Source organism: Paraburkholderia sp. CNPSo 3274 (genome assembly GCF_024206475.1).
GTDB lineage: Bacteria > Pseudomonadota > Gammaproteobacteria > Burkholderiales > Burkholderiaceae > Paraburkholderia.
Map to the genome: position 1 here is coordinate 62,277 of NZ_JAMBPR010000005.1, position 17,171 is coordinate 79,447.

The following is a 17,171-nucleotide window of genomic DNA, read 5'->3' on the forward strand; positions in this document are numbered from 1 at the left end:
GGTGTCTCCGTTTTTGTCTCCAGCGATGTGCTAACTTTAGGCATTCCACGAAATACATAAAGCGGTATTTTGGAAGCTTTAAGATTCCAATCCGGAAACACACAAAAGCGCAGCAAGGAGACACCGTGCACGACATCGACCTCAAGACCCTGCGCCTTCTCGTGAGCGTGTGCGAGCACGGCAACATGGGGCGCGCGGCGCGCGAGGAGCACATCGAGCCCTCGGCCATCAGCAAGCGCATCGCCCAACTCGAAAGCGAATTCGGCGTGCCGCTGCTCACGCGCTCGCGCCGTGGCGTACAGCCCACCGCGGCGGGTCTCGCGCTGCTCGAGCATGCGCGCAGCGTGATCTTCACGCTCGAGCGCGCCGCCAGCGACGTCGCCGCGCTCGGCAGCGGCCTCTCGGGCAGCGTGAGCGTATGCGCCTCGGCTTCCGCAATCGCCGAGGCGCTGCTCGACGATCTCGCGTCGTTCATGCGCCTGCCCGCGTATCAGAACATTCGCGTGAACGTGGAAGAGCGCACCTCGCACGAACTCGTGGAGCGCGTGCGCGACGGCGCGGCCTCGCTAGGCGTGTGCTGGGACAACGTGGAACTCGGGGGACTTCAATCGCGCCCCTGGCGCGAAGACCGGCTCGTGCTCGCCGTGCATCCCGAGCACGCGCTTGCGAAACGCCGCACCATCGCCTTCGAGGAGACGCTCGATTACGAGCACGTGGGCCTGCCGCCCTCCACCGCCGTGCATACGATGCTGCGGCAGTCGGCGGCGCGCAGCGGGCGCACGGTCGCCTATCGCGCGGTGGTGTCGACGCTCGACGCGGCGTTTCGCGTGGTGGCCGCCAATCTCGGCATCAGCGTCGTGCCCCAGGAGGTGAGCAACACCTACCGCCGCATCATGGATGTGCACACCATTCCCCTCACCGACGCCTGGGCGCGGCGGCGTTTCATCGTCTGCTTTCGTTCGTTCGACACACTTCAGCCCGCGGCGCAGCACATGGTCGAGCATCTCGCGGAACGGGCGGCACAGAAAAAGCGCGGCGCGAAAAGCAACGCTTGATCGCGCGCCTCAAGCCGCCGCTTTCTTCGCGCGTTTGCGCGCGGGCTCACGATCGGCCGCTTTCATCTGCACAATCAAACCGTCGTGGTGTTCGCGCAGCACCTCGACGAATTCGGCCACGAGACGCTCGCGCGGCCGGTTCGGCGGAAACAGCAAGTAGGTGGGGAACAGCACCGCCGGCGAGAACGGCCGGATCGCGATATCGGGCCCCGCAAAATCACGTGCGACGATGGGATGCGCGAGCGTCACGCCCATTCCGCAGCGGACCATCTCGCAGCAGATCGCCGTGTACTGCGCCTCGATGGCGAGCACGCGCTCCACGCCCGCGCGCTGGAACACTTCGTCCATTTGCGTGCGTGTGCCGTCGCCGTGGCACAGCGAGATGAACGATTCCCCCTCCAGATCGGCGGGCCGGATCATGGCCTTTTTCGCGAGCGGGTGCGAGGCCGGCATCACGCATACAGCCGAGACCTTCGAGAGCAATTCGACCTCGCAATTCGACGCTTCGCTGATGTACACCGCCACGCCCAGATCGCAGAACTGCGAACCGGTCCAGTGGTTCACGGTGCCCGATGTATTCACGTGCAGCGAGACCGTCACGCCCGGATAGAGGCGGCGGAACTTGTCGATGGCATGCGGCACGAGCGTCAGCCCCGCGGACGGCATGGCGGCGATGCGCAGACGCCCGCTGCCGAGATTGCGGATTTGCGCGGCGGCGGTGCTGAGGCCTTGCAGGCCCACATACGCACGCTCGACTTCGCGGAAAAACGCATTGCCCTCGCTCGTGGGAATGAGGCGGATGCCCACGCGCTGAAACAGCGTGAGCCCGGTCTCGCGCTCCAGTTGCCCGATCAGGCGGCTCACGTTGGGCTGGGAGGTGTAGAGCGCCTTCGCGGCGGCCGTCATCGAGCCCGACACCATCACCGCGCGAAACGCCTCGACGTGCTTCAGATTCAAGATGATCTCTCCTGGGCGTAACCCTGATTCTTGCGCCAGGGCCTAACCCTGGCCCATATCATTTCCGTATAGGTTGGCATTTTATTCGTATTGGACGATATGGCCAGCCCGGCACAGACTGCGATGCATCGGCGCACTGTCCGGTTCGCCGCTCCCCACAATCGAATGGAGATCGTCGTCATGAAAGCCGCGATGCGCCGTCGTTCAACCTTCCCCCCCAAAGCCGCATTCGTCGCACTCGCCGTCGCCGGCACACTCGCTGCGGCCTCGCTCGCCCAGGCCGAAACCACGCTGTACGTCGCCAACGTCGGCGGCTCCAACGAGCAACTCTATCGTCAGAAGATCATCCCGACGTTCGAAAAGGCGCATGACGTCAAGATCGTCTACGTGGCGGGAAATTCGAGCGACACGCTCGCCAAGCTCCAGGCGCAAAAGGGCCACGAGCAGATCAATGTCGCCGTGATGGACGACGGCCCGATGTACCAGGCGATGCAACTCGGCCTGTGCGGCAAGCTCGACGACGCCCCGGTCATGAAGGACCTCTATCCGCTCGCGCACATTGGCCCGACCGCCGTGGGCGTGGGCATGGTGGCGACCGGCATCGGCTATAACGAACAGGCGTTCAAAAAGCTCGGCCTGCCCGCGCCCAATTCGTGGAAGTCGCTCGAAGACGCGCGCGTGAAAGGCAAACTCGGCGTGCCGCCCATCACCAACACCTACGGCCTGCATACACTCGTGATGCTCGCGCGCCTGAACGGCGGCGGCGAGAAGGACATCGACCCCGGCTTCAAGGCCATGACGAAGCAGGTCGCGCCCAACGTGCTTTCGTGGGCGCCCACGCCCGGCGAAATGGACGGCCTCATGCAGTCCGGCGACGTGATCATCGCGCCTTACGGCAGCGGCCGCGCGGTGGCGCTGCAAAACACCGGCTTCCCGCTCAAGTTCATCTACCCGAAGGAAGGCGGCGTGGCGCTGCAGGTGGCCGCGTGCTCCATTGCACAGAACGCACAGCCGCAGCTCTCGCAGCAGTTCATCCAGTTCCTGCTGAGCCCCGAAGTGCAGGCGCAGCAGGCGGCGGACATCGGCCTCGGCCCCGTCAACAAGACCGTCAAGCTCACGCCCGAAGTGGCCGCGCGCGTGCCTTACGGTCCTGACCAGATCGCGAAGCTCACGGCGATGGACTGGACCACCATCAACGAGCATCGCACCGAGTGGACCGAGCGCTGGAACCGTTCGGTCGAGCGCTGATGCGCCCGCTCCCCGCCCCGCACCCAACGCACAGCGAGGACCGACGCTCATGAGCTTCCTCACCCTGCAAGGCATCTCGAAGCGCTACGGCGACTTCACGGCGATCGAGCGGCTCGACCTCACGGTCGCGCGCGGCGAGTTTCTCTCGCTGCTCGGGCCCTCGGGCTGCGGCAAGACGACCACGCTGCAGATGATCGCGGGCTTCGTCACACCGAGCACGGGCCGCATCACGCTCGATGGCCGCGATATCACCCACGAGCGCCCGGAGAAACGGGGCATTGGCGTGGTGTTTCAAAGCTATGCGCTCTTTCCGCACATGACCGTGGCCGGTAACGTGGGCTTCGGTCTGGAGATGCGCAAGATGAAGCGCGCACAACGCGCAGAGCGCATTGCCGAAGCGCTGGAACTCGTGCGTTTGCGCGGGCTCGACGCGCGCTTTCCGAAGGAGCTTTCGGGCGGCCAGCGCCAGCGCGTGGCGATCGCCCGCGCACTTGCCATGCAGCCCGAACTATTGCTGCTCGACGAGCCGATGTCGAACCTCGACGCCAAGCTGCGCGAAGAGATGCATATCGAACTGCGCGCCATCCAGAAACGCCTTGGCATCACGACCCTTCTCGTGACGCACGACCAGGTGGAAGCGATGACGATGAGCGACCGCATCGCCGTCATGCACGGCGGCGCCATCGCGCAGTTGAGCACGCCGTTCGACGCTTACGAGCGCCCGACCACGCCCTTCGCATCCACGTTCCTTGGCCGCACCAATACGCTCGCGGGCGAAGTGCTGCGCCGCAATCCGCGTTGCGCCGAGGTCGAGGTAGCCGGGACGATGCTGCACGTGCCGCACGAAGGCCGCGAGGTGGCGGGCGCCGTGAACGTCTACATCCGCCCTGAAAAAGTGCATCTGGCCAACGGCGACGCGCGCCTCACGGGGCGCGTGACGACGCGCGTGTTCGTGGGCAATCAATGGCTGCTCGCCGTGGAAACCTCGCTCGGCAAGCTGCATGTCACCCAGCCCAACCACGGCGCACCGCCGCCCGAGGAAGGCCACGAAGTGGGACTCGCCTGGACCGACGACGACCTGCGCGTGCTCACGCGGGAGGGCGCTCATGGCAACGCTTGACGACTCGCGCGCGGGCGCCGCGCCGTGGCTGCTCTCCGCGCCCGCGCTGCTGCTTTTTCTCGCGCTGCTGCTGGTGCCGCTCCTGCTCACCTTCGTGCTCTCGTTTCACGTGTTCAGCGACATCGCGGGTGTGCAACGCGGCTGGACCGTCACCAATTACCTGGAGGTCCTGAGCGATCCCTACTACGGCGAAATCTTCCTGCGCACGGCGGGACTCGCGTTCGCCGTCACGCTGCTGTCCATCGTGCTGGGCGTGCCCGAAACGCTGGTGCTCGCGCGCATGCGCAGGCCCTGGCAATCCGTTTGCCTGTTGATCGTGCTCGGCCCGCTGCTGATCTCGGTGGTGGTGCGCACGCTCGGCTGGCAAATTCTGCTGGGCAATAACGGGGTGCTCAACAACGCGCTGCAGGCACTGCATATCACCGACGAGCCCATTCGCCTCGTGTTCACCATGACGGGCACCATCATCGCGCTCACGCACGTGCTCGTGCCATTCATGGTGATGTCTGTCTGGGCGACCTTGCAAAAGCTCGATCCGCAGGTGGAATGGGCCGGGCGCTCGCTCGGCGCCTCGCCCCTGCGCGTGTTCCGCCGCGTGATCCTGCCGCAGATCATGCCGGGCGTGCTCTCGGGCTCGATCATCGTGTTCGCGCTTTCGGCCTCCGCGTTCGCCACGCCCGCGCTGATCGGCGGACGACGCATGAAGGTCGTCGCCACGGCCGCCTACGATGAGTTCCTCGGCACCTTGAACTGGCCGCTGGGCGCGAGCATTGCCGTGCTGCTGCTGATCGCCAACGTGGCGATCGTGATGGGCTGCAGCCGTCTCGCCGAACGCCGTTTCAAGCACATCTTCGACTGAAGGGGGCACGCCATGAAACGCAACGGATTCCTCGGACTCGCGTTCAACGCGCTCTTTCTCGCCTTTATGCTCGCGCCCATCGTCGTGGTGCTGCTCGTGGCCTTCACGGACAAGGGCTATATCTCGATGCCGTTCGACGGCGCGTCGCTGCGCTGGTTTCGCGCGATCCTGCAGAACGGCGACATCGTCTCGGCGTTCTGGCTCTCCGTGCGCCTCGCGTTCGCCGCGGCCACCATCGGCGTGGCGCTCGCGGTGCCCGCCGCGCTCGCCATCGCGCGCTACCGCTTTCCGGGGCGCGCTGCGCTGGTGAGCTTCTTCCTCTCGCCGATGATGATTCCCGCCGTGGTGCTCGGCATCGCGTTCCTGCGCTTTCTCTCGCTGCTGAACCTGAACGGCTCGTTCTGGGCACTCGTCGCCGCGCACGTGGTGATTGTGCTGCCGTATGCGCTGCGTCTCGCGCTTTCTTCGGCGGTCGGCCTCGACCGCGACGCCGAACGCGCGGCGCTTTCATGTGGAGCGAGCCGCTTCACGGCATTCCGCCGCGTGGTGCTGCCGATGATCCGCACCGGCGTGGCGGGCGGCTGGGTGCTGTCGTTCATCCAGAGCTTCGACGAACTCACCATGACCATTTTCGTCGCTACCCCCGGCACGACCACGCTGCCCGTTGCCATGTACAACCAGATCGCGCAGACGATCGATCCGCTCGTCACCTCGGTGTCGGCGGTGCTGATCGTCGGCACGATCCTGCTGATGCTGCTGCTCGACCGCATGGTCGGGCTGGACCGCATCCTGATCGGAGAAGCCCGATGACACAGAACTCCACCGCGAGCCCCGACGTGCTCGTGATCGGCGGCGGCCTCGTCGGCTCCGCCGTGGCCTACGGGCTCGCCCGCGAAGGCGCGCGCGTGACCGTGCTCGACGAGGACGACGGCGGCTTTCGCGCCTCGCGAGGCAACTTCGGCCTCGTCTGGATTCAGGGCAAGGGCTACGGCCTTTCGCCCTACGCGCGCTGGTCGCGCAGTTCGGCGCAGCGCTGGCCGCTGCTCGCGCAAAGCCTCGCCGACGAGGCGCGCGTGGATGTCGCGCTGCGCCAGCCTGGCGGCTTTCACATCTGCTTCTCGGACGAAGAACTCGCCGAGCGCCATAAACGGCTCTCCACCTTGCAGGCCGAGATCGGCGATTATCCTTTCGAACTGCTAAATCATCGCGAGCTGCGCGAGCAGTTGCCCGGCATCGGCCCGGCGGTCGTTGGCGCGAGCTATACGCCGATGGATGGCCACGTCAACCCGCTCAAGCTGCTGCGCGCGCTGCATGTCGCGATGCAGCGGCGCGGCGTAGTGCTCGTCTCGGGGGAGCGCGCCGAGCGTATCGTCGCCGGGCCGGGCGGGTTCAGCGTGCAGGGCCGGCGCGGTGTCTATCACGCTGCGCGTGTCGTGCTCGCAGCCGGCCTCGGCAATCGCACGCTCGCGCCGCACGTGGGCCTCAATGCGCCCGTTGCGCCCAATCGCGGCCAGGTGCTCGTGAGCGAGCGCGTCGAGCCGTTTCTGCGCTACCCGACCATCAACGTGCGGCAGACCGACGAAGGCACGGTGCAGTTCGGCGACTCGATGGAAGAAGCCGGCTTCAACGACTTCACCACCACGCCGATCCTGCGCCAGATCGCCGCGCGCGGCGTGCGCGCGTTTCCGATGCTCGCCCATGTGCGGCTCGTGCGCATGTGGGCCGCGCTGCGCGTGTACAGCCCCGATGGCTTTCCGGTCTACGATCAGTCTGAGGCGCATCCGGGCGCGTTCGTCGTCACCTGCCATAGCGGCGTGACGCTCGCCGCAGCCCACGCGCTGCGCATCGCGCCGTGGATCACGGGCGGCCCGATGCCCGTCGAACTGCCCGCTTTCTCCGCGCGCCGCTTCGCGCCCGACGCGGCTGCCGAACCGATCCTCGCTCACTAATCCCGCCATGACAGCCCAATCTACCCAAGCGCCCGCGCCGCTGTTCAAGACGCTCTCCGACGCCGAAACGCGCGTCGATATCTGGTTCAACGGCCAGCCGCTCTCGGTGCCCGCCGAGCGCTCCGTCGCCGCTGCGCTGCTCGCCGCTGGCGTATCGCGCTTTCGCGCCACGCCCGTCTCGGGTGCGCCGCGCGCGCCGTTCTGCATGATGGGCGCGTGCTTCGAATGCCTTGTAGAGATAGACGGCGTGCCCAGCCGCCAGAGTTGCATGGTGCCCGTGCGCGCCGGGATGCATGTCCGCTCGCAGGAAGGTGCGCGCGACCTGCCGCCCGAACCCGGCGCGAATGCCGACACGCTCGAGGAGAACGCTCATGCCCGGTGACTATCAAGGCGATGCCAAAGCCGATTTCGATGCGCAAGCCGCCGATGTCGTCGTGGTCGGCGCAGGTCCCGCCGGGATGAGCGCGGCCACGCGTTCGGCGCGCGCCGGACTCTCAGTGGTCCTGATCGATGAGCAGGACGCCGTGGGCGGCCAGATCTATCGCGCGATAGGCCGCGCCGACGCGCGCCGCAAGGAGATACTCGGCCCCGACTACGCGGCGGGCGACGCCATCGCCCAGGCGTTCGCGCATTCCGGCGCACGCCATGTCGCCCATGCCAGCGTATGGCAGGTCACGCGCGAACATGTCGTTCACTACCTCAAGGACGGCAAAGTAGGCAGTTTCCAGGCGAAGCGCGTGATTCTCGCGAGCGGTGCGCTGGAGCGGCCGTTTCCCATTCCGGGCTGGACGCTGCCCGGCGTGCTCACGGCGGGCGCCGCGCAAATCCTGCTCAAGAGTGCGGGCGAAGTGCCCGCCGCGCCGCCTGTGCTCGCGGGCTGCGGGCCGCTGCTCTACCTGCTCGGCTGGCAATATGTACGGGCAGGCGTGCCGATTCGCGCGCTCGTCGACACCACGCGCCACGAAGACCGCTGGCGCGCGAAACGCCACCTGCTTGCCGCGTTGCGCTCGTGGCCGTTCTTGAGCAAAGGCCTGCATTTGATCCGCACGCTGCGCGAGGCCAGGGTACCCATTTTCGAAGCCGCCGACGACCTCGCCGTGGAAGGCCGCCAGGGCGGCGACGGCGTACAGCGCGCAGCTGCGCTCACGTTCACGTCGCAAGGCCGCGCGCACCGAATCGAAGCCGATGTGATCCTGCTGCACCAGGGCGTGGTGCCCAACACGCAGTTCACGCAGGCGCTGCGCGCCACGCATCGCTGGGACAACGGGCAGCTTTGCTTCACACCGCAAACGGATGCATGGGGCGAGCTCGACGTGCCCGGCATCTTCGTGGCCGGCGACGGCGCGGGCATCGGCGGCGCCCAGGCCGCAGCACAACAGGGCGTGCTTGCGGCGCTTGCCGCCGCCGCGCAGCTAGGCTCGATCGATGCAGCCGCGCGCGATCGCGAGGCCACCCCCCATCGCGCGGAACTCGACCGGGTGATGCGCATCCGTCCGTTCCTCGACAGCCTCTACCGCCCGCGCGATGCGAATCGCATCCCCGCTGACAGCACTATCGTCTGCCGCTGCGAAGAGGTGACGGCGGGCGAGCTGCGCGGCTTCGTCGGCCTCGGCTGCCTCGGCCCGAACCAGGCGAAGTCGTTCGGCCGCTGCGGCATGGGGCCGTGCCAGGGCCGCATGTGCGGCCTCACCGTGACCGAAGTGATCGCCGATGCGCGCAAGGTGCCGCCAGCCGAGGTGGGCTACTACCGCATCCGCCCGCCCATCAAGCCGCTCACTCTTGGAGAGCTCGCCGGTGAATGACGTCCGAACTCCCCCTGCGAGCGCCGTGCAGGAAGCGGACGTGCTCGTGATCGGCGGCGGCTTGCACGGTTCGAGCAGCGCCTTCCACATGGCGCGGCGCGGCGCGAGCGTGATCGTGCTCGAAGCCGACTACGTGGGCCGCCATTCGTCGGGCGTGAACGCGGGCGGCGTGCGCACGCTCGGCCGCCCGCTCCCCGAGATCCCGCTTGCGCTCATGTCGCGCGAAATCTGGCACGCACTGCCGGAAACCATCGGTGACGACGGTGGCTTCGTTCCTTCCGGACAACTGAAGATTGCCGAAACCGATGCAGAACTTGAGGAGTGCCGCGAGCGCGTCACGCTGCTCGAATCGCATGGCTTCACGCACGAGAAGCTGATCGACCGCGAGACAGTGCTCGAACTCGAACCTGCGCTGGCGAAGCACGTGACGGGCGGTATCTGGGTCGAGCGCGACGGCTATGCACTGCCCTTTCGCACCACCACGGCGTTTCGCCTCGGCGCGCAAAAGCATGGCGCACGCTTTTACGAAGGCGTGGCGGTCACGCACATCGAGCCGCGCGGCGAGCGCTGGATCGCACAAACCCCGCGCGGCACCTTTGCCGCGCGCAAGCTGCTCGTCACCGCGGGCGCGTGGTCGGGCGAGCTGGCACGCCAGGCCGGCGAGCCGGTGCCCGTGCACCCCGAAGGGCTCATGCTGATGGTCACCCACCGCGTGGCGCCCTTCTGCCGCGCGACGCTCGGCGCCACGGGTCGCCCGCTTTCGTTCAAGCAGTTCGACAACGGCACGGTGGTGATCGGCGGCAAGCTGATCGGCATCGCGGATCTGCCGGGGCGGCACGGCGAAGTCGATTTCATGCGGCTCGTGAAAAGCGCGCAGACCGTTGTCGATCTGTTTCCGCATCTGCGCCATCTGGGCGTGAACCGCGCATGGGCCGGCGTGGAAGCGTTCACGGCCGACTCGCTGCCCATCATCTCGGCAAGCCGGCGCGCCGCGAATCTCTACTACTCGTTCGGCTATTGCGGCAGCGGCTTTCAACTCGGGCCCGCGTGCGGGCGGCTCGTTTCCGAACTCGTGCTCGACGGCGCGCCTTCGCTTTCGCTCGATGCGTTCGCGATCGACCGCTTCGAGCGCGCCGCGGTGCAGGCGCCACTGGCCGGCGTTGCCGCGCATTGATGCCATCGATTCCCTCACCCCGTATCGCCATTGCGGCGAAGGAGCTTGCAGACACATGAACGATATCGTTCGCATCGAAACCAATCAGCGCATGAGCCGCGTCGTGAAGGCCGCGGGGCTCGTGTTCGTGGGTGGCCAGACCTCGGCCGATCCGTCGCCCGACGTGAAAACCCAGACCGCCGCCGTGCTCGCGAAAATCGACGGGTTTCTCGCCAAGGCCGGCATCGACAAGACCCGGCTCGTCTCCGCGCAGGTCTGGCTCGCCGATATCGCGCGCGACTTCGCGGGCATGAACGAGGTGTGGGACACGTGGGTGCCCGCAGGTTGCGCGCCCACGCGCGCGACGGTGCAGGCGCAGTTGGCGTCGCCGCAATTGCTCGTGGAAATCGCGGTTGTGGCCCTGGGTTAAGCGCCGCGCGAGGCTGCCGGCGCCGCCGTGAAAGCACGCCGACAGCCACAGTCGAGCAACCGTAAAGCGACGGCGCGGGATCAAAGCACGCTGTAAGCGCAAGTTCACGTTCGCGCGGCACAATGGCGAACCCACCCGAACTTAGAGGAGCGCGCGATGGCCCTTCCTTACGGCTACGTTAAGGCGAAGATTGTTTCCGCACCGCAGTTGAAGGCCACGCGGCGGCCACACGAAGTCCAATACCACCTGCACTTCGGCGTGACGGTCAATGGCGCGCAATGGGACATCGCCGTCAACGTGGGCACCACGGATGCCGACGACCTGCTCAAGTACAAGCTCGTGTTCGACTTCAACCACAGCGTGCTCACCACGCTCGAGGGCGCGGCCGAGGGCTCGACCGATCTCACGGGCACCGAAGCGCTGCCCGCCATCGACTTTCAGCGCAGCGATTTTCTCGCCAATACGGGCGCGTGGCGCATCAGCGACGTGATGGACGGCTCCGACCAGGTGGAGCCCGTCGCTTCGCTGCAGCGCCTTCTGTTGCGCGCGCAACAAGCGTCGCTCGACGTCTACGTATTTGGCCGCTTCTACAGCGAAGGCGACGGCATCCACGACGTCCACATGAACCAGGGCTCGAAGGGCGAGTTTATCCACAAGGCGGGCAACGACGCGAACGACCACAACGACATCTGGCAGGACGGCGCGCTGCTCGTGGATCTGGGCGACCCCGAATGGGCCTTGTATGTGGCGGCGTTCGATCAGCAATACGTGCCCACCGACGACCTCGGCAATCCCACGCCGGATTCGCAGCCGATTTCGTAAGCGGCGCGCGCATGCCGGAATCCCGCCATGCGCCCGCACTTTCGAGCTGATCGAACGTTTAGAAGTCGATCTTCGCGTTGAGGCTGACCGTGCGCGGATCGCCTGGCGCGATGTAATCGGAGTACTGGTACATCCAGTAACGGCGATTCGTGATGTTGTCGATCGCCGCGCGCAGCGTCACGTCGTGGCCGCCAATGCGGGTGAAGTAGTTCGCGCCCACGTTCACGAGCATGTAGCCGCCCGTTTCCAGATTGTTTGCCGGACGCACCTGGGTGCTGCCCGTGAACTTCGCATCCGCGGCCAGTTGCAGGCCTTGCACGTAAGGCACGTCGTAAGTCACGCGGCCCGCGGCGACGAACGTCGGCGCGCCGGCTACACGATTGCCGTTGTACGACTGGCCCTTCGCGTACCACGTATCGAGCAGCGTGACGCTGCCTGCCACCTGCCAGCTGCGGCCAAGCCGTACGCGGCCGGCCGCCTCGACGCCTTCGTAGATCGAGTTACCATCCTGCACGTAGACGTTGTCGCTGTTCGCATAAGCCGCGCCGCGCTCGATGCGGAACAGCGCCGCCGTTGCGCTCCAGCGCTCGTGCTCGCTCTTGATGCCGATTTCGTACTGACGCGAGCGCAGCGGGCGCAGCATCGCGCCTCCGTTCGCATAGATGCTGTCCACGATCGCGCCCTGCTCCAGCGCCTCGACGTAGCTCGCGTACAGCGTCGTATTCGGCTCGAGCTTGTACATGAGCGCGAAGGTCGGCGTGAGCACGCCGCTCTGGCTGTACTGGGACGTCTTCTCGCCCGTGGTTGCGTAGTTGTTCTGACTATAGTTCGTGTAACGCAGGCCCGCGAGCACCGACCAGCGGCTCGTGATCTGCATCGTGTCGCTCACGAACGCCGAGGCCTGCGTGATATCGCTCGTGCGGTACGTTTCGAGCCCGCCGCCCGAATAGAAGCGCCACGGGTTGGGCTGATACAGGTTGCCGTTGCCGAGTACCGTATAGATCGAGTTCAACGCGTAGTTGTTGGTCTGGTGCTGGTACGCGCCGCCAATCACGAGTTGATGCGTGAACGGCCCGGTCTTCACCTTGCCCTCGAACATGCCCTGCCAGTAGACGTCCTGATGGCCTTCGTCGCCGTTCCAGCGCGCGTCGGTGTAGTCGCCTTCCTGGTTGAGCAGCGTGAGCGTGCTCTCGTTGCGATCGCGCGCCGACTTGCTGTAACTGCCCGAGGTGGTGAACGACCAGTCGGGCGTGATCTGGTAACGCACGCCCGCCGTGTAGAGCTGCAGGTTAGTGTTGATGTGCTGGTCGGTGCCGCCAAGCAGGTTGCTGCCGCCGCTGATCACCGCGGGCAGGCTCGACGCTGTGTAGCTACCCGTATAGATCGCGGGCGTCTGGCCGCTGGAACGGATCGTCTGGTAGAGCGCGTTGAACCACACCTGCAGGTCGCGCGTGAGCTGGCCGTCGAGCGCGAGCGAAACCGAGTTGCGGTTGATATCGCCGGCGTTATAGGTCTTGCCCGCTTCCTTCGTGTAGTTCAGGCGCGCGCCGAACATGTCGTCCGGGCCGAAGCGGCGGTTCAGGTCGACGTGCGTGCTCAGCACGCCGTCCATGCGATAGCCCACGTCGAGGCTCGTGACAGGGTCCTTCTCCGGCCGCTTCGTCACGTAGTTGACGAGGCCGCCCGGCTGCGCGAAGCCGTACATGAAGCCGCCCAGGCCCTTGAGCAGTTCCACGCGCTCCAACTGCTCGTAGGGCATGGTGATGCCGTACGAAATGAACGGATTGCCGTCGATACGAAAGCCGTTTTGCCAGTCCATGGGGAGACCGCGAATGGTGATGTAGGTGGCCCACGCGTTATAGGCGTTGCTGTTATTGCTGACCGAGGCGTCGCCGGCAAATACATCGCCGAGCTTGTAGACCTGGCGCTCGGCCAGATCCTCTCCCGTCACGACGGTGGTCGAGAACGGCGTGTCGAGCTGCGAGCGCGTGCCGAGCGCGCCGCTGTTCACTGGCGTGTTCAGGTGCAGCGGCGAATCGGCGACCTCGCTCGCGCTCACCTTCACGGCGGGCAGCGCCTGGTCCGTGCCGGCGGTACCGGCGGCGGCCTGCGGCGGCGCCTTCTGGGTTGCGCTCGTCGCGGCGCTGTCCTGTGTCGACGTTTGGGCAACAGCGGCCTGAGCCGCCGCAAAAGTAAGCCAGGCCGCAATATGCAACGGCCGCGGCAGCGTGCGTCGCGCTTGCCGCGCGTGTTCTCGGTTGTTCATGTCGTTTTGGAAGGGTCGTCTCGCCATTGCTTGCCGGATACTTCAATGAGAAGCATTCTCATTTCCATTGGCGGGCGATATTAACAAACCCTTACGACTTTTCCTAGAACTCCCGTCTCATTCGTCAGATTTGATGGATTCCTTCGAAATCCTGCTCAAAACGGACTCGAAGCGGCCAGATAATGTCTAATTTGCGCAAAAATCGTCGAAAATCGTCTGGATTGGACAGCCGCACGAAACGTGGCGCGGGTGCGCCCGGCTTGCTGCATTGCGCACTGTCGGCGCCTGGAAATACGCTAAGCCGCGACATAAAATACAGGCCCAGTCAGTCCATTCACGTGGTGACCGCGTATGAGACACGCTACGTTCCCCGTGCTGATCGTTCTGGCTTCGGTCCCGGCCGCATGGGCTATGGGCCTTGGCTCGGCGAACAAAAACACGGATCTGCCCTCTCCCCAGGGCGCGGCGCCTGCCACGCTGCATTGGCCTCCCGCCTCGCCCTCGTCTGTCCCGCCCGGTATTTCGCGCGCCGCGTTGCATACGGGCACCCAGCATGACGGCAAGTCGTATTTCGAAACGCTCCCGGGTGGCGACAAGAAACTCGACGATGAAGGTGCACCCTTGCGCGGCGATCGTTTCCACTGGCAGCAGCCCTAGCATTCACACGCTGCATGCCTGCATGGGTTGCGATCTTCAGTTTTCCTGATTATTGTCGCCAGCTGCCAGAATGAACTGGCGGCTCCATACTGGCGCTCGCTGCGATGCCGTTACGCGCTTAAGCTTTCACAGCAGGCAGCCGGCTAGCAACAACCGCACCTGAATATCCGCTGCGCATAGCGCGCGCGAGGGCATGCTTGCGCTCCGGCCACGTTAGAACGGCCAAAAGCGAGTTCCATGACATGATCGGCGCGTCCTGAAACTGGAACACCATCGTGCCCCGTCTGGTTCGTTCGCATCTTCGCCTGAAAGTCTGCGTGCTGGCCGCTTCGCTCGCCTTGCTGGCCGCACCGCTCGTTACCGATCCCGCGCAAGCCTGCACGCGCGCACTCTACGTGGGCGACAGCGGTCTCGTCATCACGGGGCGTTCGATGGACTGGTCCGAGGACATGCGCTCGAACGTCTGGGTCTTTCCGGCTGGAATTGAACGCGACGGCAGCGCGGGCCCGCGCTCGCCGCACTGGCGCTCGAAATATGGCAGCGTGGTGGTCTCGGGCTACGATATCGGCAGTGTGGACGGCATGAACGAGCGCGGCCTCGTGACCAACGCGCTCTATCTCGCCGAAACCGATTACGGCAAGCCCAACTCGGGGCGGCAACCGCTCGCCATCAGCCTGTGGGCGCAATACGTGCTCGACAATTTCGCCACCGTTGGCGAGGCCGTAGATGCACTTGGCCACGAGCCGTTCCAGATCATTGCGCCGCCGCTACCCGACGGAAAACCAATCTCCATTCACCTCGCGCTTTCCGATTCGCATGGCGACTCGGCCATCCTCGAATATATCGACGGCAAGCTCGTGATCATGCACGACAAGGCATACAAGGTGATGACGAACTCGCCGATCTACCCCGAACAGCTCGCGCTCGACACGTACTGGAAAAGCGTGGGCGGACTCGCCTTTCTGCCCGGCACGAATCGCGCGGCCGACCGTTTCGTGCGCACCTCGTTCCTGCTCGACGCCATTCCCAAGAAGCCCGACCCTGCCTATATGGCGGGCGTGCCGCAGCAGAACCCCAATTATCAGGCTGTGGCGAGCGTGATGAGCCTCATGCGCTCGGTGAGCGTGCCGCTCGGTATTACCACGCCCAACATGCCGAATCTTTCGTCGACGATCTGGCGCACGGTCGCCGATCAGACGAACCGCGTCTATTACTTCGATTCCGCCACGCGCCCCGACACCTTCTGGATCTCGCTGAGCAAGCTCGATCTCAAGCCCGGCGCGCCCGTGATGAAACTCACCATCGATTCGGGCCAGGTGTATTCAGGCGAGGTGTCGGGCAATTTCGTGGCGACGCCGTCGTTCAAGTTCATGCCTGCGCCCGCGCCTTGATCGCCTCGCGGCGTTTTCGCGCTTATTTGGCGAAAAGCTGGCCGATGTCCTTGAACGCCTTGAATTCGAGCGCATTGCCGCACGGGTCGAGGAAGAACATCGTGGCTTGCTCGCCCACCTGCCCCTTGAAGCGCACGTAAGGTTCGATCACGAACTTCACGCCAAAGGTCTTGAGGCGCTCGGCCAGCGCCTCCCAGTCGCCCCAGCTCAGCACGACGCCGAAATGCGGCACCGGCACGTCGTGGCCGTCCACGGGGTTCGTGTGCGCATGGTCCTGCGAGGCCGTTTTCGGGTGTTCGTGAATCACGAGCTGATGTCCGAAGAAGTCGAAGTCGACCCACTGCGCGCTGGAGCGCCCCTCCGCAAGACCAAATACGCGGCCGTAGAAGTCGCGCGCAGCTGCGAGGTCATAAACGGGAATGGCGAGGTGAAAGGGGGAAAGCGACATGCGTGTCTCCACTGTCTTCGAAAGCGATCCCGCCATGGTAGACAGACCGAAGCAAAAACAAAATCAACATATAATTTTCTGATTCACAAATATTCTTGATGAATGATACGCGAACTTAGAACCCTCGTTGCCGTGGCGAGAGAAGGCACGTTCGCCGCGGCGGGACAGAAGATCGGCCTGACCCAGGCCGCCGTAAGCGCGCAAATACAGCGCCTCGAGGCGGAGTTGGGCTTCACGCTGTTCGACCGCGAAGGGCGCACGGCGCGCCTGAACGCGATGGGCCAGCAGATCCTCGCGCAGGCGCAGGAAGTCATCCGGCTCTATGAAAACCTGAGTTCGAGCACAGCCGGCCCCGCGGCGACCGGACGCGTCACGCTCGGCGCGATCGCTTCCGTGCAGCGCGCGCTGGTGCCAGAGGCGCTCGCCGAATTCCACCGCCGTTGTGCCGGCTGCCGCACGCGCGTGATCCCCGGCGTTTCGATGGAGCTTCACAATCTCGTGGATGCCGGCGAAATCGACATGGCGGCCATCATCCGGCCACCCTTCGCACTGCAAAGCGATTTGCACTGGACCACGCTCGCGCGCGAGCCGTTCCGGCTCATCGTGCCGCGTCATCTAAAAGGCCACGACTGGGCCGAACTGCTGGCGACACAACCCTTCATCCGCTACGATCGGGCCTCTTTTGGCGGACGCCAGGTAGACCGCTTCCTGCGCCGCATACACTACACCGTGCAGGACCTGAGCGAACTCGACGAACTGGAGGCCATCGTCGGGCTCGTTGCAAACGGCGTAGGGGTCGCGCTGGTGCCGCAAACGTCGGCGTGGCGGCGCTGGCCCGCCAAGGTGCGCGCGATCGATCTCGGGCAGCACACCTTCCACCGCGACGTCGGCCTCGTGCATCGCGCACCGGGCACGCTGAGCGACCCCGCGCGCCTGCTGATCCAACTGCTCGAAACTCGCGCCCGTGAGCAACAGCAGGCGGGCGAGGCGCAATGAACACATCATTCCTTTCAA

At 65.4% G+C, this 17,171-nt stretch carries 17 protein-coding genes; 14 read left to right on the top strand and 3 right to left on the bottom strand.

All coding sequences use genetic code 11. The features are described 5' to 3' along the window. Window positions 1-125 precede the first annotated feature (125 nt). Entirely contained in the window at window positions 126-1,055 is a 930-nt protein-coding gene (locus tag M3I54_RS04600; protein WP_254333411.1) for a LysR family transcriptional regulator, read from the top strand. A gap of 9 nt (window positions 1,056-1,064) precedes the next feature. Here the strand turns inward: M3I54_RS04600 and M3I54_RS04605 are convergent, their stop codons facing one another. Then, the gene (locus M3I54_RS04605) at window positions 1,065-2,012 is read right to left on the bottom strand and encodes a LysR substrate-binding domain-containing protein (protein WP_254333413.1); all 948 of its coding nucleotides are present in this window, start codon (window positions 2,010-2,012) and stop codon (window positions 1,065-1,067) included. Between the two features lie 180 nt (window positions 2,013-2,192). On the opposite strand from M3I54_RS04605, the gene M3I54_RS04610 reads away from it, so the two are divergent. The 10 genes from M3I54_RS04610 to M3I54_RS04655 all read left to right on the top strand — a co-directional run bounded on the left by M3I54_RS04610 (window position 2,193) and on the right by M3I54_RS04655 (window position 11,395). Beyond that, window positions 2,193-3,260 (top strand): ABC transporter substrate-binding protein, encoded by a 1,068-nt coding sequence (locus M3I54_RS04610; RefSeq protein WP_254333415.1) that lies wholly within the window; start codon window positions 2,193-2,195, stop codon window positions 3,258-3,260. A gap of 49 nt (window positions 3,261-3,309) precedes the next feature. Then, entirely contained in the window at window positions 3,310-4,380 is a 1,071-nt protein-coding gene (locus M3I54_RS04615) for an ABC transporter ATP-binding protein (RefSeq protein WP_254333416.1), read from the top strand. Further along, complete coding sequence (locus M3I54_RS04620; RefSeq protein ID WP_254333418.1) at window positions 4,367-5,239, top strand: ABC transporter permease; 873 nt, start codon at window positions 4,367-4,369, stop codon at window positions 5,237-5,239. The genes M3I54_RS04615 and M3I54_RS04620 overlap by 14 nt, the downstream gene beginning before the upstream one ends. A gap of 12 nt (window positions 5,240-5,251) precedes the next feature. Next, the gene (locus M3I54_RS04625) at window positions 5,252-6,049 is read left to right on the top strand and encodes an ABC transporter permease (protein WP_254333419.1); all 798 of its coding nucleotides are present in this window, start codon (window positions 5,252-5,254) and stop codon (window positions 6,047-6,049) included. Then, window positions 6,046-7,188 carry an FAD-binding oxidoreductase gene (locus M3I54_RS04630; protein WP_254333420.1) on the top strand — a complete coding sequence of 381 codons (1,143 nt, stop codon included), beginning with the start codon at window positions 6,046-6,048 and terminating at the stop codon, window positions 7,186-7,188. The genes M3I54_RS04625 and M3I54_RS04630 overlap by 4 nt, the downstream gene beginning before the upstream one ends. A gap of 7 nt (window positions 7,189-7,195) precedes the next feature. Beyond that, window positions 7,196-7,570, top strand: coding sequence for a (2Fe-2S)-binding protein (locus M3I54_RS04635; RefSeq protein WP_254333421.1), 375 nt, complete (start codon window positions 7,196-7,198; stop codon window positions 7,568-7,570). Further along, window positions 7,560-8,990 carry an FAD-dependent oxidoreductase gene (locus M3I54_RS04640; protein ID WP_254333422.1) on the top strand — a complete coding sequence of 477 codons (1,431 nt, stop codon included), beginning with the start codon at window positions 7,560-7,562 and terminating at the stop codon, window positions 8,988-8,990. The genes M3I54_RS04635 and M3I54_RS04640 overlap by 11 nt, the downstream gene beginning before the upstream one ends. Continuing rightward, window positions 8,983-10,164 carry an FAD-binding oxidoreductase gene (locus tag M3I54_RS04645; protein WP_254333423.1) on the top strand — a complete coding sequence of 394 codons (1,182 nt, stop codon included), beginning with the start codon at window positions 8,983-8,985 and terminating at the stop codon, window positions 10,162-10,164. Before M3I54_RS04640 ends, M3I54_RS04645 begins: the two co-directional genes overlap by 8 nt. A gap of 55 nt (window positions 10,165-10,219) precedes the next feature. Continuing rightward, entirely contained in the window at window positions 10,220-10,573 is a 354-nt protein-coding gene (locus M3I54_RS04650; RefSeq protein ID WP_254333424.1) for a RidA family protein, read from the top strand. Between the two features lie 156 nt (window positions 10,574-10,729). Then, window positions 10,730-11,395 carry a DUF2278 family protein gene (locus M3I54_RS04655; protein WP_254333425.1) on the top strand — a complete coding sequence of 222 codons (666 nt, stop codon included), beginning with the start codon at window positions 10,730-10,732 and terminating at the stop codon, window positions 11,393-11,395. A gap of 58 nt (window positions 11,396-11,453) precedes the next feature. On the opposite strand, the gene M3I54_RS04660 is transcribed toward M3I54_RS04655, so the two are convergent. Continuing rightward, complete coding sequence (locus tag M3I54_RS04660) at window positions 11,454-13,661, bottom strand: TonB-dependent siderophore receptor (RefSeq protein ID WP_254333426.1); 2,208 nt, start codon at window positions 13,659-13,661, stop codon at window positions 11,454-11,456. A 351-nt stretch (window positions 13,662-14,012) separates the two neighbouring features. Between M3I54_RS04660 and M3I54_RS04665 the strand changes: the two genes are divergently transcribed. After that, window positions 14,013-14,318 carry a hypothetical protein gene (locus tag M3I54_RS04665; RefSeq protein ID WP_254333427.1) on the top strand — a complete coding sequence of 102 codons (306 nt, stop codon included), beginning with the start codon at window positions 14,013-14,015 and terminating at the stop codon, window positions 14,316-14,318. A 317-nt stretch (window positions 14,319-14,635) separates the two neighbouring features. Beyond that, entirely contained in the window at window positions 14,636-15,709 is a 1,074-nt protein-coding gene (locus M3I54_RS04670; protein WP_375542093.1) for a linear amide C-N hydrolase, read from the top strand. Between the two features lie 22 nt (window positions 15,710-15,731). On the opposite strand, the gene M3I54_RS04675 is transcribed toward M3I54_RS04670, so the two are convergent. Next, the gene (locus tag M3I54_RS04675; protein ID WP_254333429.1) at window positions 15,732-16,157 is read right to left on the bottom strand and encodes a VOC family protein; all 426 of its coding nucleotides are present in this window, start codon (window positions 16,155-16,157) and stop codon (window positions 15,732-15,734) included. A 102-nt stretch (window positions 16,158-16,259) separates the two neighbouring features. Here M3I54_RS04675 and M3I54_RS04680 point away from each other — a divergent pair, with 102 nt between their 5' ends. Beyond that, complete coding sequence (locus tag M3I54_RS04680; RefSeq protein WP_254333430.1) at window positions 16,260-17,153, top strand: LysR family transcriptional regulator; 894 nt, start codon at window positions 16,260-16,262, stop codon at window positions 17,151-17,153. Window positions 17,154-17,171 lie beyond the last annotated feature (18 nt).